Annotated in this window: 12 protein-coding genes and 1 riboswitch; of the genes, 10 read left to right on the forward strand and 2 right to left on the reverse strand. The window is 28.8% G+C overall.

Translation table 11 applies throughout. The features are described 5' to 3' along the window. The first annotated feature begins 131 nt into the window (after positions 1-131). On the forward strand, positions 132-1,262 hold the full coding sequence (locus BUB01_RS07325; RefSeq protein WP_072986053.1) for a glycerate kinase family protein: 1,131 nt from the start codon (positions 132-134) through the stop codon (positions 1,260-1,262). Positions 1,263-1,491: 229 nt separating this feature from the next. Here BUB01_RS07325 and BUB01_RS07330 read toward each other — a convergent pair whose 3' ends face one another. Continuing rightward, the gene (locus BUB01_RS07330; protein ID WP_072986054.1) at positions 1,492-2,160 is read right to left on the reverse strand and encodes a methyltransferase domain-containing protein; all 669 of its coding nucleotides are present in this window, start codon (positions 2,158-2,160) and stop codon (positions 1,492-1,494) included. A 459-nt stretch (positions 2,161-2,619) separates the two neighbouring features. Here BUB01_RS07330 and BUB01_RS07335 point away from each other — a divergent pair, with 459 nt between their 5' ends. The 3 genes from BUB01_RS07335 (at position 2,620) to BUB01_RS07345 (ending at position 5,863) form a co-directional block, all read left to right on the forward strand. After that, positions 2,620-2,880, forward strand: a complete 261-nt coding sequence (locus tag BUB01_RS07335; protein ID WP_072986055.1) for a hypothetical protein — start codon at positions 2,620-2,622, stop codon at positions 2,878-2,880. Positions 2,881-3,154: 274 nt separating this feature from the next. Further along, complete coding sequence (locus BUB01_RS07340) at positions 3,155-4,090, forward strand: sugar-binding transcriptional regulator (protein WP_072986056.1); 936 nt, start codon at positions 3,155-3,157, stop codon at positions 4,088-4,090. Between the two features lie 591 nt (positions 4,091-4,681). Continuing rightward, positions 4,682-5,863, forward strand: coding sequence for a NupC/NupG family nucleoside CNT transporter (locus tag BUB01_RS07345; protein ID WP_072986057.1), 1,182 nt, complete (start codon positions 4,682-4,684; stop codon positions 5,861-5,863). A gap of 277 nt (positions 5,864-6,140) precedes the next feature. Here BUB01_RS07345 and BUB01_RS07350 read toward each other — a convergent pair whose 3' ends face one another. Continuing rightward, positions 6,141-6,683, reverse strand: a complete 543-nt coding sequence (locus BUB01_RS07350; protein WP_072986058.1) for a TetR/AcrR family transcriptional regulator — start codon at positions 6,681-6,683, stop codon at positions 6,141-6,143. Between the two features lie 362 nt (positions 6,684-7,045). Between BUB01_RS07350 and BUB01_RS07355 the strand changes: the two genes are divergently transcribed. The 6 genes from BUB01_RS07355 (at position 7,046) to BUB01_RS07380 (ending at position 18,028) form a co-directional block, all read left to right on the forward strand. Continuing rightward, positions 7,046-8,383, forward strand: a complete 1,338-nt coding sequence (locus BUB01_RS07355; protein WP_072986059.1) for a metal-dependent hydrolase family protein — start codon at positions 7,046-7,048, stop codon at positions 8,381-8,383. A 383-nt stretch (positions 8,384-8,766) separates the two neighbouring features. Further along, positions 8,767-8,855: riboswitch (glycine riboswitch) on the forward strand. A 454-nt stretch (positions 8,856-9,309) separates the two neighbouring features. After that, on the forward strand, positions 9,310-10,656 hold the full coding sequence (locus BUB01_RS07360; RefSeq protein WP_072986060.1) for an amino acid permease: 1,347 nt from the start codon (positions 9,310-9,312) through the stop codon (positions 10,654-10,656). Positions 10,657-11,023: 367 nt separating this feature from the next. Next, positions 11,024-11,989, forward strand: a complete 966-nt coding sequence (locus BUB01_RS07365) for a tRNA dihydrouridine synthase (RefSeq protein WP_072986061.1) — start codon at positions 11,024-11,026, stop codon at positions 11,987-11,989. 237 nt (positions 11,990-12,226) lie between these two features. Further along, on the forward strand, positions 12,227-16,570 hold the full coding sequence (gene polC / locus BUB01_RS07370) for a DNA polymerase III subunit alpha (protein WP_072986062.1): 4,344 nt from the start codon (positions 12,227-12,229) through the stop codon (positions 16,568-16,570). A gap of 191 nt (positions 16,571-16,761) precedes the next feature. Continuing rightward, entirely contained in the window at positions 16,762-17,154 is a 393-nt protein-coding gene (locus BUB01_RS07375) for a MerR family transcriptional regulator (RefSeq protein ID WP_072986063.1), read from the forward strand. Between the two features lie 79 nt (positions 17,155-17,233). Further along, entirely contained in the window at positions 17,234-18,028 is a 795-nt protein-coding gene (locus tag BUB01_RS07380) for an EFR1 family ferrodoxin (RefSeq protein WP_072986064.1), read from the forward strand. Positions 18,029-18,081: the final 53 nt, after the last annotated feature.

Here is an 18,081-nt window from a genome sequence, read left to right on the forward strand (position 1 = left end):
AACTTATAATTGAGATTACCTTCTATTGTTTTAAATATTTATGTAATATGGAGTTATACAGTTAAAGATGATATCTATGTATTATAAATATTATTAAGAAATAAAATATATCTGAAGGGGTGAATATAGATATGAGTATAAAAAAAATTGTAATAGCACCAGATTCTTTTAAGGAGAGTTTAACTGCTAAAGAAGCAGCAGAGGCTATGAGAGATGGTTTATCTAAAGCAATTAGCAATTGTTATTTTGAAGTTATTCCTATGGCAGATGGTGGAGAGGGAACAAGTGAAGTTATATCTTATGCAAATAATGGGGAAATGAATGAAGTAGATGTAACGGGACCTCTTGGTAATAAAGTTAAAGGTAAATATGGTTACATAGAAAAGAATAATCTTGCAGTAATAGAAGTTGCAGAGGCATGTGGATTACATCTTGTATCAAGAGAGGAGAGAAATCCAGAGATTACAACTACTTATGGAGTTGGAGAATTGATAAAAGCGGCTTTAGATAAAGGGGCAAAAAATTTTATTATAGGACTTGGAGGAAGTGCAACAAATGATGGCGGCTTCGGAATGCTTCAGGCTTTAGGAGTTAGTGGTAAGGATATTAATAATAATGAAATTAAATTTGGTGGAGCAGAACTTATTAAATTAAAATATATTAACTTTGAAAATTTAGATGAAAGAATTAAAAAATGTAATATTATGGTTGCTTGCGATGTTGAGAATCCACTTGTTGGTGAATTTGGTGCAACAAAAATTTTTGGAGCACAAAAGGGTGCAAGTAAGGAACAATTGGAGAATTTAGAAAAGGCTTTAACTTATTATGGAAATGTATTAAAAAATCATATAGGATTAGATGTAAATAATACAAATAAGGCAGGCGCAGCAGGTGGTCTTGGAGCAGCTTTTATGGTTTTAAATGCAAAACTTAGAAGAGGAATAGATATAGTACTTGAATGGACTGATTTTGAAGAAAGAGTTAAAGATGCAGACTATATATTTACAGGAGAGGGTTCTATAGATAGTCAAACTAAATTCGGAAAGACTATATCTGGAATAGCTAAAATCGCTAAAAGAAATAATATAAAACTTATTGCATTAGGAGGTAGAGTAACTGATGACTCAAGGGAATTATATGATATAGGAGTTACATCCTTATTTTCTATAATTGATTCAGTTAAAACTTTAGATGAAGCTATTGAGGATGGCTATAAATCAATTTCAAAGGTAGCTGAAAATATAGGCAGGATTTTAAAATGAATACTTTGCAATAAAAAATTAATAATATAATATTTTATATAAATATTGTATTATTAATTTTTAAACCCTAGTGGTAAGTATTTTCATACTACTACTAGGTAGTATATAATTTAATATTTATAATTTGTATGCGGCAAATTTGTAATTTTTATGAAGCATTCATTCAATAGATAATGATTTTAAATTTAAAGTTAGTTTTTTATTCTATTAACATAATTAAAATAGAATTTTATTTTTCTGCCTCAACAACATAATAACTGATTTTAATTTTTCCTCCATTATCTGTTCTCTCGGCCTTATCAATAGATAAATGTCTAAAACCAGCGCCGTTCCAATATAATTTAATCGAATTTTCATCAAAAAAGTGTACAGTTCCTCTGTGAGCAAGACATCCTTCAGTTAATTCTCTGTAGGTATTATCTTCTAATTTTTCTCCGGTACCATACCCCGTTGTGTCAATACAAAATAAGCCTGTAGAGAAGAATTTTCCTCCAGGTTTTAATACTCTAAATATCTCTTTTAATATCCTTTTTATATCTTCGGATTTATGTGCATAAGTTGCAGCAGAATCAATGACAGCGTCAAATATTTCATTATCATATTCCAAATTTGCTCCATCACTAACAATTAAGTGACTATTCAAATGTTCATCAATCAACCTTTTCTTTGCCTTTTTAACAGCAGTAAGCGAACCATCAAATCCATATACGTTAAAACCCTCTCTTGCTAAAAACCAAGTCACTGCTCCAGTACCGCATCCAAAGTCTAAAAAATTTATTTTGCTCCTATCTTGTGAATAATAATTTCTTGCTGTAAAACGTATTACCTCTTCACAAGGATATTTTCCCCACTCATGATCCGTATGTATTTGTTCCCAAATAGTATCGAATGTTTTCATAATGAGTCCTCCTAGCTAGTTTTAAAATTATCATTTTAGTTTTTTAGAAATATATAAATAATCTTATATATATTTTTATTATCATATTCATCATAGAGAAAATTAATTTGTTATTTAATTGTTTTTAAGTAATGGTTATACTTATCCAAATTACATAAGATTTTCTGAATAATATATATTAGTATTACAATAGAATTCTTAATTGAAATTAAGTTATTTATATTAGCATAATAATGTGGTCTTATGTATAAATTTCTCAATTGATAGTATTATTTCATAAATTCCAATTTAATATACATTAGATTTACACAAATAATTCATATTACTTTATAAAAATTAATATGAATTATTTGGTGATAATATTTTATATATTAAATTTAGAGATTTATTTATAGAGGAAAATTACGTCTTTTATAGAATACTATTTAAAAATAATAATATTTTATGGAGGAATTTTATATGAATAACAAAGGAATAACAAAAGAATTGTTTGCTACAAAAGATAATGAAGGGAATTTAACAAATGAAGTTGTATGTGACATTTGTAACAACAGATTTAGATGGATTGATGGTGTGAATTCTCAAGCTATTGTGAAATCGATTTCTATAATTAGTTATTATAATAAAGATGAAAAACAATTTAACTTAAATGTTATAGCTAAGTGTCCACATTGTAATTTTAGAACAGAATATAATCAGTATTATAAAGATAAAAAATAAAGGTTATTAAGTTATATTTTATATGGTTTATATATGATGAAGAGATAGAGTATATAATACAATTTGTGTATGGATATGTGAAACATTGAAATGAAATTTACTTTCTTGTATAATTGAATAAAAATAAATAATTAAAATATTAAGAATTTTAAGTTGTAGCTTCAACAGGAAAGATAATGCATAGCCTACAACTAATTCTTGAAAACGATTATTTTAGTGATACTATAAAGCTATGTATTTATATATAGGGGATGAGTGGGAGGACGTGAAACTGGTGGATAATGCAAAACAAGAATTGAGTGTTGAAGTGGCAAGACTTTATTATCAGTCAGATTATAGCCAACAGCAGATTGCATCACAACTTGGAATATCAAGACCAACTATATCAAGGCTTCTTAAATATGCCAAGGAAAAAGGTTATGTTACTATTAATATAGTTGATCCCTTTGCTGATTTAGATAAGTTAGCATATCAATTGAAAGAAAAATATGGACTAAGTGATGTACGAGTTGTTCTTTCGCCAAAGGATGATTATGCTTCTATTAAAAAATATATTAGTAAGCTAGCAGCAGAGTACTTAGAAGAAACAGTAAGAAGTGGAGATATTATTGGAGTAAGTGCAGGAACAACGATGTATGAAGTTGCCAAAAGGGTTACATCTCAAAATGTTAAAGAGGTAGAAGTAGTCCAATTGCAAGGGTCTATTACTCATTCCAAAATAAATAGATATGCATCGGAGACAGTTTCAATTCTTGCTGAAGCTTTCCAGGCAGTACCACGATATTTACCGTTACCATTGATTTTCGATAATTGTAATATAAAACAAATAGTAGAGAAAGATAGCCATATTAAGGACACTTTAGAAATGGGCATACAGGCTAATATAGCTATTTTTACAGTTAGTATGGTTGAAGATAGAGCATTGCTTTTTCAGTCTGGTTATTTAGATGAGGAAGAGAAAACAATTTTAAGGCAAAGAAGTGTGGGAGATATTTGTTCACATTTTTTTGATGAAAATGGCGAGATTTGTGATAAGCAGATTGATAATCGTACAATGGCTATATCATTAAATACTCTTAAAGAAAAAGAAAAATCTATTTTAGTTGCAGGTGGTGAACATAAGGTAAAAGCAATCAAAGGGGCACTAAAAGGAACAATTGCTAATATTTTGATTACTGATCAATATACCGCCAAACGACTTTTAGAATAAGATATGAATCAAATTTTAGTTGCAATTAATTATAAGTGATTATCTAAAACTATGATTTAATAATTTAAACTTATTTTGTAAGATTACTATTATGAATATATGTTAATAGAAATTTACTTGTTAGCTTTTAAAAAAAAAACAAAAATAAATATTTTTAATAGAGTTTTAATATGGAAATGCTCTTTTGTAATTATTTTAATATAAAGAATTACAAAGGAGCGTTTTTATATTTAAAAAGACATTTTAGTAATTTTATTTAAAAAGGTAGTTTATGAGTATTTTTAAAATAAGCTTTTAGTTTATGTGAACAAAATTTCAATTAAAACTTTACAATTGTTCAAAAGGAATATATAATAAACAATTGTAAAATTGATGACTACATTCAAATGAAACCGAATACAGATATTTTCAGTTATGGTGTAAAATTCCTATATGCATTCACTTATTTTGAGATTAGAAAGTATAGTTATGAATTTAGTATAAGGAGTATTAAAAATAAAAGAAATAATTCATCTAAAGGAAAAGCTTTTATTTTATTAAATTTGTAACATCATAATATTAAATTTATCGTATTCAAGAAGGAGCATAAAGATGAAATATATTATTGGAATCATTGGGTTAATTGTTGTTTTGGGACTTGCATGGGTTGCAAGTAGTGATAAGAAAAATGTAAAGTACAAGCCTATTATTACAATGCTTATCTTACAATTTATACTTGGTTTTATTTTACTAAATACTGGTGTTGGGAATTATTTAATAGGTGGTATAGCAAATGGTTTTGAAGTATTGCTTAAATGTGCTGGAGAAGGAGTAAACTTTGTATTTGGTGGCTTAGTTAATGATAAACAGTTTTCATTTTTTATTAGTGTCCTTCTACCAATAGTTTTTATTTCCGCTTTAATTGGTATTTTGCAATATTTAAAAATACTTCCTTTTATAGTGAAATACATAGGCTTAGTTTTAAGCAAAATTAATGGTATGGGAAAGTTAGAATCTTACAATGCGGTAGCATCAGCTATTCTTGGACAATCTGAAGTATTTATTTCAGTAAAAAAACAGCTTGGTTTATTACCTAAACATAGATTATACACTCTTTGTGCATCAGCTATGTCAACGGTGTCTATATCTATAGTTGGTTCGTATATGGTTCTTTTAGAGCCTAGATATGTTGTAACAGCAATTGTTTTAAATTTATTTGGTGGATTCATTATATCATCAGTTATAAATCCATATACTGTAACAGAAGAAGAAGATATTTTAGTAGTTCAAGGAGAAAAAAAGCAAACATTTTTTGAAGTTCTTGGTGAATATATTATGGATGGATTCAAAGTAGCTGTTATAGTTGGTGCTATGTTGGTTGGGTTTGTAGCAATAATTGCTATGATTAATACATTCTTTAAGGGGATTTTTGGAGTTAGCTTTCAAGATGTACTTGGATATGCATTCTCTCCATTTGCATTTTTAATGGGTGTACCTTTTAATGAAACAATACAAGCTGCGAGTGTAATGGCAACTAAGCTAGTGGCGAATGAATTTGTTGCAATGAATTTATTATCAAGTGGAAGTGTACATTTATCAGCAAGATCAACTGGTATTGTTTCTACATTTTTAGTTTCCTTTGCAAATTTCTCATCAATTGGAATTATTTCAGGGGCAGTAAAAGGCCTTCATGAAGAACAAGGAAACGTTGTTGCACGTTTTGGATTAAAGTTATTATATGGTGCAACATTGGTAAGTGTTTTAACAGCAACTATTGTAGGATTAATTATATAAAACAAGTAGAGAATATTAAAAAATCAAAAATTTAGACTAGTGATGTAAAATAGAAAAATATAATAAATGTCTTTATCAAAACTATTTTTTTATAAATTAGCAAATTAAAAGACAGGCTAAAACGGCTATTGGTAACCTTAATAAAAGCTTATCAATAGCCTTATACTTCTTTATTAATTTAAGAATATATTTTGTAATTTTAAATTATAGATTAATTCACAATCTAAGCTATTTTGATAACAGTTCAGTGTACATTATAGAAGTATAGTAGAAAATATTAGTTAAAATATTTTCTAACTTGCAAAAAAATCTCAGACATTTCTTCAGGACTTTTTTTAGCTCCGTCACTTAACCATTTAAATAATAGATTACAGTAACCACCTGCACTAAAAGCCATAATATATTCTGAATTTATCATTTCATCATATTTAGAATCATTAACTGCATCACGAATTTTAGGTAAAAATTCATTATATTTCTCAAATAATAAAAATAATAGTTCATTTTTTTTAAGGAGTTCCAAAAAATCTAAATGTTTTTGCCAAAACTCAAAATATACTTGAATTACATTATGCATTGTAAGATCCGTAGCTTGGCGTAAGCAGTCAATATAATCCTCCATTAATTCTTTTGCATATTGAGACAACAACTCTTCTTTAGTGGAAAAATTCCTATAAAAAGTTCTTCTTGATAAAGTAGCTTTATCTGTTATTTCTTTAATTGTTATATCCTGATACTGTTTTTCCTTCATAATATCTAGCAAAGCATTTATCATCCATTTTTTTGATTGCTCAGAAATTTGATTCTTTTTTTCTTCCATATTTATTTTCTCCTTTACTTTGTGTCACATATTTCTACTAGATGTAGCACTTGTGCTAAAAGCATTGACATTCCAATATGTGATTATTATACTATATTCAACCGAGGTGTCACAAGTGTGGCACTTTAATGTAAATAGTAAAAATGGAATGTGATTTTTAACTAAATCCAATCCTGTAGATATTGCAATAATCTAATTAAGCTAAATGTAGAAACTAATACAAAAAGAAGAATTCTACAAAATACAGAGTACTCTGATAAATTTTTTCTAGACAAATAATCATAATTTTTTGCGAAAGTAAAATAAATTTTATAAAGATATAAATTAGTTGTTTAAAATTTTTTATAAGGAGAGATAGGCTTATGACTGATAATTATGCGTTCATCAATTGTAATATAATAGATGGAAATTTACAAAGTGAAATTCAAAAGGACATGACAATTTTAGTGAATAGTAATCTAAAAAATGGTGTTAAACAAGGTATAATTCATAAGATTGCAAACAAAAATGAAATAGAAGTACCACCCAATTACAAGGTAATTGATTTGCAGAATAGATATGTAATGCCAGGTCTTATAAACGCCCATATTCATTCCTTTGGAACTGGGAAACCTATGAAAGCTGTGGAGAATGAAAGAAGGCAAAAGCTACTATTTAAGCTTTTAAATACTAAGCCTGGTAGAAACGTATTTAAGCGAGTGATGAAAAAAAACTATATTAATGGTTTGAATTCAGGAGTAACAACTATGCGTTGTGTAGGTGATTTTTTCTACCTTGATGTAAAGTTAAGAAATGAAATTGATAATGGAAATTTTTTAGGACCTAGACTTATGGTTTCTGGTCCAATGATTAGCGTAACAGGAGGTCATGGTGGAGCAAGTCTTGCAATAATTAGTGATTCGCCTTGGGAAGGTAGAAAATGTGTAAGAAAAAATGTGAGAGAAGAAGTTGACCTTATTAAGATTTGTGTTACAGGAGGTATAGCTGATTCTAGAAAAGTAGGAGAGGCTGGTAGATTGCAGATGACTACAGAAGAGGTGACGGCTATTTGTGATGAAGCTCATAAAATTGGGATGATGGTTGCTGCTCATGTGGAAAGTAAAGAAGGGATGAGAGTTGCTCTAATGGGAGGCGTAGATACTATAGAACATGGTGCTGAAATGGATGATGAGATTATAAGTCTTTTCAAAAATAATCCTAAATCATTAAGGGGGTATTCAGCTCTCATACCAACTATGCATCCTCCAGTTTCTTTTAGTATGTTAGATACAAGCATTACAGGTATAAGTGAAGTCGCTAAGGAGAATACTATAATTGTTTACAGAGAAATGGTCCAAGGTATTAAGCAAGCTTTAGAAGCTGGAATAAAAATAGGTTTAGGTACAGATGCATCAATGTCTTATATAACTCACTATAATACATGGAGAGAATTAGATTATCTTGTTAGGTATATAGGAATTACTCCAAAACAAGCGATTTACCACGCTACTAAGTCAAATGCAGAAATTCTAGGTATTGATGATGAAACTGGCTCGTTAGAAATTGGAAAATCAGCTGATTTCATAGTATTAAATGAAAATCCTTTGGAAAATTTAAGAAGCTTGTCCGAGCCTAAAATGGTTATTATTCGAGGCACTATAATTAATGAACCTAATATTGATAAAATACCTCAGATTGATGAAGCTCTTGACCAAATATAATAATAAATAAATTGGTTGCAATAATAAAATATAGACTTTGTTATTTTTATTTTTTATGAAAACCTATTGAACATATTAATACTGACTTATGGCAGTATTAATATGTTATTATTTTTTGAAAGCAATTTAAAGTTATAGTATGAAATGAAGGGAAGAAAAAAATGATTATGAAAAAGTTTTATTATAAATAGAATGGAAAAATACTTGCCAAAGTGAGAAAAACAATTAAAATGGAAAAAATATTGCGGTTTTATTAAAAATATATTAATATAGAAGGAAGAAATTTAATAGTTCAGATGAAGATAGCGGGAGAGTAATGGATATGCCATTCACCGAAGAAGTAAATCTTTCAGGTACCTATTTAGTTAGAGATGACCGTTATTGGATGAACCCTTGGAGAGACTCGAAATAGAGCACCGAAGGAGAAAGCTATAAAAGCGAAACTCTCAGGTAAAAGGACAGGGGAAAGGTAACATATCTTAAAAAGTAATATATTATAAATTACTTTCTTAGAGCTTATCTATTCTCATTTGTGTCTCCAATCATAAAATACTTATATAGTAAAAGGCATTTTATAATTTTCTTATCTTTTGAAACTATAAGTAGTCTTATACAATTTTTTTCGACTTAGAGTTTATTCATCAGAGTAGGGGGATTATATACTTTTTTAGTACATGCTTTTTAACTAAGGTGGAGGGATAAAATGAATCGATTAACAAAAGTACTTACCCAAATCTATTCTATAGTATTGGGAGGTGAAGGTTTAGTCTTACTAATTGAAACTTGAATCTATTGCATTAATAATACTTTTTTGGACATTATTGAAATAAGAAGAGATTTATCATTAATTAAATAATAGTTCTAAAAAAATTAAGATTGCAGTAAAGAAGATTTATAAAAGTAACACTTAGAAAGGCGGAATACATATGTCAGAAAATAAAGATTTATCAAGAGGATTAAAAAATCGTCATGTTCAACTACTTGCAATTGGAGGAGCGATTGGTACTGGGTTATTTCTGGGCTCAGGTAGGTCTATTCATTTGGCAGGACCATCTATTTTATTTGCATATATGATAACGGGTGTTATTTGTTTTTTTATTATGCGTGCACTTGGCGAATTATTGCTTTCTAATTTAAATTATCATTCCTTTGTAGATTTTGTACATGATTATTTAGGAAAAGAAGCAGCATTTATTACTGGATGGACCTATTGGTTCTGCTGGATATCACTTGCTATGGCTGATTTAACTGCTGCTGGACTTTATATACAATATTGGTTTCCGAATATAGCTCAATGGGTTCCAAGTCTTATAGTACTTGTAATTTTATTAATTATGAACCTTACTACAGTAAAGTTATTTGGAGAAATGGAGTTTTGGTTTGCATTAATTAAAATTGTTGCAATTTTGTCATTAATTATAATTGGTACAGTTATGATTATTAAAGGTTTTTCTACAGATGCTGGAGTATCTAGCTTTACAAACCTTTGGAGTCATGGTGGTTGGTTCCCAAATGGAGCAAGTGGTTTTATTCTTTCTTTCCAAATGGTTGTGTTTGCTTTTACTGGAATAGAGTTAGTTGGGTTAACAGCTGGTGAAACTGAAAATCCAGAAAAAGTTATTCCAAAGGCTATTAACAGTATTCCAATTAGAATTATTATTTTCTATATTGGAGCACTTGCTGTTATTATGAGTATATATCCATGGAATTCTATTAATCCAGATAAAAGCCCATTTGTACAGGTTTTTGCTGTAGTAGGAATAGTGGCAGCAGCAAGTATTGTAAATTTTGTTGTATTAACATCAGCTGCATCAGCTTGTAATAGTGGTATTTTTAGTACTAGTCGTATGGTTTATTCTCTTGCTAAGGAAAATAATGCACCTGAATCAATGAAAAAATTAACTTCTCATCAAGTACCTTCGAATGCTTTAATTTTTTCTGCAACTGTCATTTTAATTTCAGTTATTTTGAATTATATTATGCCAGAAGGAGTATTTGTACTTATTACAAGTATATCAACATTTTGCTTTATCTTTATTTGGGCTATTATAGTAGTCTGTCACTTAAAATATCGAAAAACTAATCCTGAACTTGCAGCAAAGAGCAAATTCAAAATGCCATTTTTTCCAATTGCTAATTATATAATTCTAGCATTTATTGCTTTTGTTATAATTGTATTAGCACTTAATAAGGAAACTCGAGTAGCTCTATTTGTAACACCTGTATGGTTTATAATGCTTTGGTTAATTTATAAGGTATTAAAACGAAAATGATTCAAGTTTAATTAATTACTTTATTATTAGTTAGAGAAGTAAAAAGAGAATTAAAAATAATTTAGTAATTAAAAAAATATTATATAATTATTAAATAATAATTTTTATGGCGGTGTTAGAGAAATCAGGCACCGTCTTTTTAATTTTTATATTTAGAAAACATTAGTTGTATTAAGTAGATAAGAAAAAAGAAGGCTGATATAATGTTTTTAGAATAGATAGATTTTAATAAATAATCTACATCTATAACAGTTAGAGTCGTCTATATTTTCAAATAGTTTGAATGTAGAAAGTTAATTAGAACTTATATATTTATAAAATAAATCAGCATAAAAACAAGTAAACTAAATAGATAAAGGAGAATAAAATGAAATATTATTTAGCGCCAATGGAAGGGATTACTGGATACATATATAGAAATTCTTATAAGAAATTTTTTAATAATATTGATAAGTATTTTACGCCTTTTATTGTTCCAAATACAAGTACAAGCCTTAAAACTAAAGAATTAAGGGATGTTTTACCAGAAAATAATAAAGGAATGAATATAGTGCCTCAAATACTTACCAATGATCCAGAAGGTTTTATTACTACTTCTAGGAAGTTACAGCAATTAGGTTATGAAGAGATTAATTTAAATTTAGGCTGTCCATCTGGAACTGTTGTTTCAAAGAATAGGGGTTCAGGATTTTTAGCTAAAAGAGAAGAACTAGATATGTTTTTTAATGAAATATTTAAAATGGATGATATGAAAATTTCTGTAAAAACTAGAATAGGAAAAGACAGTCCAGAAGAATTCTATGAATTAATAAAAATTTATAATAAATATCCTATAGAAGAATTAATTATTCATCCTAGAACTCAAAAGGATTTTTATGGGAATAAACCTAATTTAGAAGTATTTAAGGATGCATTAGCTTTAAGTACTAATCCAGTATGCTATAATGGAGACATTTTTACCGTTAATGATCATAATAGCTTAATTAAAGCTTTTCCAGAAGTAAAAACTCTAATGTTAGGAAGAGGGGTACTAGCTAACCCAGGATTAGTTAGTTTGATAAACAATGATACTAATATAAATAAAAAAGTATTAAAGGATTTTCATGATGAAGTTTTAAATGAATATATAGAATTATTTAATGAAGATAAAAATGCAATGTTTAGAATGAAAGAATTATGGGGTTATATGATCTACATATTTTCAGATAATAAAAAATATGCTAAGAAAATAAAGAAAGCACAAAAACTACGAGATTATAATGAAGCTGTTTCAAAGTTATTTGAAGAACAAGAAATTTTAGAAGGAGCAGGATTATTTAACAATGAGAATTAAATAGTGTAATATTATGTTAAATGAGTATTCTTTAACAGATACATTTCATGATTTATTGCAAACATTAGTAATTATTAATGAATGGGTTAAAAAGACTTTATGAATAATAAGATAAAAAAGAGATTTAATGGGTAAAATATGAGAGGATTTATCCATATTTCTATAAATGACAGGGAATAATTTTTTGTATATAATAGAACAGTACTAAAAATTTTAGAAAGAAGGATACTGAATATTATGAAAAGAATAAATGAAATTTTTAGTGATTATGAAGCAAAAGGCAATATAAATAATGCTATTGTAGAATCAGTTATTTTGTACAAAAAGAGCCAATGCTTAGAGCTTAAAATTACTTCAGATAAATATGTTGAAATAAAAGAAGTTGAAAGTCTTAACATGTTTATAAGAAGAAAATTTTCTTTAAAAGATTCTATAATAAAAGTAAAATATGTTGATGGAATAGAAAGAAAGCCTATAGAAGAGGAATTAGAAAATATTATTCTTTTAATAGCAGACAAACAACCAGTTTTAAAATCAGTAGTAGGTAACAGTGATTTTACAGTTACTGATAATACTATAAATTTTAGCTTCAAAATTGCAATATCAAATTTTTTGAAATCTATGAAGTATGATAAACAGATTCACAATGCTATAAAAACATTTTATGGTGAATCATATAAAATAAACTTTATTGATAATGTAAGTAGTGAAGAGTTAGAACTTCAACAAGAAGAAAAACAAAAAGAGATGTTAGCTGTTTTAAGTCAGATTAAGACAGATGCAATTAGTAATTCACCTAAATTACCTAAGGAACCTGTAGTTAGAAAAGAGGATGAAAAAGAGGAAACAGGTAGTAAAAAAGCTGATCCATTTTTAATATTAGGAAGAAGTTCTAAAATTAAGGATCCTATAATAAAAATTACAGATATTACACCTGATGAAGGAAAGGTAGTTATAGAAGGTGAATTATCTAATATGGAAACAAGGGAACTAAGAAGTGGAAAGATATTAGTTTCCTTTGATGTGTATGATGGCTCAAGCTCTATGACATGCAAAAGTTTTTTAAATCCTGCTGAAAGTGAGGAAGTGTTATCTAGACTTAAGAAAGCTGGTGGTGTAAGGCTAGTTGGAATGGCTAGTTACAGCAAGTTTTCTGGAGAAGTTGAGATGATTGCTAATATTATAATAGAAACAATGGGAATTAGAAGGGTTAAGAGACAGGATAATGCTGAAGTAAAAAGAGTAGAGTTACACATGCATACGCAGATGAGTCAAATGGACGCTATGACTAGTGCTACTGATTTGATTAAAAGAGCTATGAGCTGGGGAATGAAGTCAATTGCTATAACAGATCATGGAGTAGTGCAGGCTTTCCCAGAGGCACATAAGCTTTTGGGAAGAAATAATCCTGATATGAAAGTTATATATGGGGTGGAGGCTTATTTAGCACCTGATAAAAAGCCATCTTTTACAAATTCTAAGGGACAGAGTATAGATACCACTTATTGTGTACTGGATTTAGAAACCACTGGATTCTCACCAAAAACTGAAAAAATTACTGAAATAGGTATCATGAAATATAAGGATGGAAAGGTAATAGATAAGTTCAGTTGTTTTGTAAACCCTGAGAAGCCAATTCCTGCAAGGGTTATAGAGGTTACAAATATAACTGACGATATGGTAAAGGATGCTGAGAAAATAGAGCAAGTTTTTCCTAAAATGTTAGAGTTTATTGAAGGAAGTGTTTTGGTAGCTCATAATGCTACATTTGATGTTGGGTTCTTAAAACATAATGCGAGAGTATTAGGATATGATTTTGATTTTACATCTTTAGATACATTAACATTAGCACAGGAGTTATTTCCTGAGTATAAAAGTTATAAATTGGGGAGAATTGCTAAAAATCTAGGTATAAAAGTAGAGGTTGCTCATAGAGCTTTAGATGATGTTGATACTACAGTTAAGGTATTTGAGATAATGCTTGGAATGTTAAAGGAAAGAGGAGTAAAAACTATTGATGATATAGAATTATATGCAGCTAATGAAGAATCTAAAAAAGAGTCATATAAGAAGCTTAGAACATATCATACAATAATATTTGCTAAAAATTATGTTGGACTAAAAAATTTATATAGACTAGTATCTTATTCAAGTCTAGATTACTTTTATAAAAAGCCTCGTATATTAAGGAGTATGCTCCATAAATATTCAGAGGGATTAATTATAGGAAGTGCTTGTAGTGAAGGAGAATTGTATCAATCAATACTTCTTGGAAAATCTGATGAAGAGATTGAAGCTATTGCACAGGAATATGATTATTTAGAAATTCAGCCACTAGGAAACAATGAGTACTTAGTAAGGAAGGAGCAAGTACCCGATAGAGAGTATCTAAAGGAAATTAATAAAAAGATTATAAAGCTTGGAGAAAAGCTAAATAAACCTGTTGTAGCTACAGGAGATGTACATTTTATGGATCCTGAAGATGAAATATATAGGCGTATACTTGAAGCTGGGCAAGGGTTTAAGGATGCGGATGAACAGGCTCCGCTATATTTAAGAACTACTGAGGAGATGCTTGCTGAATTTTCTTATTTAGGAAGAGAAAAAGCTTATGAAGTTGTAGTTACAAATACTAATAAAATAGCAGATATGTGTGAGCAAATAAGTCCTATATCACCTGATAAAGCTACACCACATATAGATGGTTGTGAGCAAACAATTAAGGATATTACATATGAAAAGGCCCATGAACTTTATGGGGATCCTCTTCCTGAACTAGTTAAACAAAGGCTAGAGAAGGAGCTTGATTCTATTATAAAAAATGGTTTCTCTGTTATGTATATAATAGCTCAAAAGCTAGTGTGGAAATCAAATGAGGATGGGTATCTAGTTGGTTCCAGAGGTTCTGTTGGTTCTTCTGTAGTGGCATATATGACTGGTATAACTGAAGTAAATGCTCTTCCACCTCATTATAGATGTCCAAATTGTAAGCATTCGGATTTTTCGGATTATGGTATTAAGCTTGGATTTGACTTACCAGATAAGAAGTGTCCTGTTTGTGGTGAAGAGTTAGCTAAGGATGGTATAGATATTCCTTTTGAAACTTTCCTTGGGTTTAATGGGGATAAAGAGCCAGATATAGATTTAAACTTTTCAGGAGAATATCAAGCAAAGGCTCATAGGTATACAGAGGTTATCTTTGGAAAGGGCACAACTTTTAAAGCAGGAACAATAGGTACTATAGCTGAGAAAACAGCTTTCGGATATGTAAATAAATATTTTGAGGAAAAAAATATTACAGTAAATAAAGCGGAAATTTTGAGAATTTCAAAAGGATGTACAGGAATAAAAAGAACTTCAGGACAGCATCCTGGTGGAATTATAGTTGTCCCTAAGGGAAGAGAAATTTTTGAATTTTGTCCTGTTCAACATCCGGCTGATGATCCAAATTCTGATATTATAACGACACATTTTGATTATCATTCTATCGATCAGAATCTGTTAAAACTTGATATATTAGGACATGATGATCCCACAGTTATAAGAATGTTACAGGATATAACTGGGATAGATCCTAAAACAATACCTATGGATGAGAAAAAAACTATGTCTATATTTTCATCTACAGAAGCATTAGGAGTAACTCCAGAACAGATAAATTCAAAGGTAGGAACCTTTGGTATTCCTGAGTTTGGTACTAAGTTTGTAAGAGGAATGCTTTTAGATACTATGCCTAAAGCATTTATGGATTTAATATGTATATCTGGACTTTCACATGGTACTGATGTTTGGCTTGGTAATGCTAAAGATTTAATTGATCAAGGAATAGTAACTAGTATAAGTGAAGCGGTATGTACTAGAGATGATATTATGGTCTATCTTATAAAAAAGGGTCTTCCACCTAATACAGCCTTTAAGATAATGGAAACAGTACGTAAGGGAAAGGCTTTAAAAGATCCTAAATTTCCTGAATATGAAGAATTAATGAGAGAGTATGATGTACCAGAATGGTATATTGATTCATGTAAGAAAATAAAATACATGTTTCCTAAAGCCCATGCAGCAGCTTATGTTATGATGGCATTTAGAATAGCTTGGTTTAAGGTTCATATACCTCAGGCGTATTATGCAGCATATTTTTCTATTAGAGCTAAGGCTTTTGATGCAGAATTTATGATATTCGGAAAAGAAAAAGTTAGAGCTAAGATGAAGGAAATTGAAATGATGGGGATGCAAGCTCCTCCTAAAGACAAAGATATGTACGATGATTTAGAATTAGTTTTAGAGATGTACGAAAGAGGACTTAAATTCTTACCAATTGATTTATATAAATCTCATTCTACAAATTTTCTAGTAGAAGAGGATGGATTAAGGCCACCTATAAATAGCATAGCTGGTATGGGAAATGTAGCAGCAGAAGGTATATATAATGCAGTACGTGAAGAGACACCTATAAATTCAGTAGAAGATTTAAAGAAACGTGCTAAAATAGGAAATGCTGCTGCAGAGTTACTTAAAAAGTTTGGATGCTTAAATGGTCTTCCTGAAAAAGACCAATTGAGTTTCTTTGATGTAATTTAGATTATAGTAATAATAAGTAATAAAGCTCTGGGATAAAACCAGGGCTTTATTATTTTATATAGGAAAGCTAATTAATTTTAGATAATGATTTAGAAAAATTGGTTTTTGTGGTTAAGTAAATATTATTTATAGATTATAATTAATGTGAAGATATAGAATTAATATTTATTAAGTTGCTATTGGAGGATAAAATGCAAGAGAATTATAGTATTGGAGAATTGGTCAAAAAACTTAATATGAACAAAGAAACTATAAGATATTATGAAAGAATTGGACTGTTAATTGAGCCTAAGAAAGATAAAAATGGGTATAGAGTATATGGAAAAGAAGATATAGAAAAAATTCAATTTATTAATATTGTTAAAAACTTAGGTTTTAAATTAAGAGAAATAAAAATATTAATGGATGAGGAACTATTGTATGGAGATTTAAAACATATTAAAGAAGTTATTTCTAAGAAAGTACTTGAGATAAATATAAAATTAGATGAGTTACAAGAAAAGAGAGAACTTCTAAAAAAAGTTGATGGTATACTGTCATCTGATAAGGTTCCAAATTGTGAGGAAATAAGAAATATTTTTTAATTAAGACTTGACTGAGTACTATAGTACATAGATTAAAATACCATTAGAAAAAGTATTTATTAAAAGAGGAGATTTTCTAATGGAGATAGTTAAGGATACAATGTTATATTTTTCAGGGACTGGTAATAGTCTGCAAGTATCTAAAGATATTAATAATGAGCTTAATGGATTTGATTTAATCAAGATTACAGATTTTATTAATGAAGATAAAATAGTTGTTAGGAGTGGCAGGTTAGGTATAGTTTTTCCTGTATATTATGCAAGGATGCCTCTGATAGTTGAGGAGGGTTTAAAAAAGTTAGAAGTAAGTAAATCAACATATATTTTTGCAGTAGCAACTTGTGGAGGGGCACCATCTAATGTATTGCTAAAGTTAGCTGAGTTTCTAAAAATCAGAAATATAAAAATGAATGCTGGCTTTTTAGTTAAGATGCCTAGAAATAATATATTTTCATATAGTTCAATTTCTGTTGAAAAACAAAAAGAGATATTTAAAGAAGAAAAAGGGAAAATAAAAGAAATAACAAAATATATTAAAAATAAAGTTGACTGTAGCTATGAAGTTGATAAGTTATTTATTGTATTATTTGATCAAATTACTGGGAAAATTACAGATAAAATTATGAGTGATTTTCATTATAGAGATAAATATTTTTGGACTAATGAAAAGTGCAATGGTTGTGGATTATGTAAGAAGGTTTGCTCAGTTAAGAATATAGATATTGTTGATAACAAGTCAGTTTGGGAAAATAGATGTGAACAGTGTACAGCATGCATTCAATATTGTCCGCAAAAAGCTATTCAATGGAAAGAAAATACTGTGAAAAGAAGTAGATATAGAAATCCTAATATAAGTGTTAAAGAATTGATTTAATTATAAGGTAATAAGTACTTAGTATATTTCTTTAATTGATAAGTATACTAAAA

Source organism: Clostridium cavendishii DSM 21758 (assembly GCF_900141845.1).
In the GTDB taxonomy this organism is placed as follows: domain Bacteria; phylum Bacillota; class Clostridia; order Clostridiales; family Clostridiaceae; genus Clostridium_AG; species Clostridium_AG cavendishii.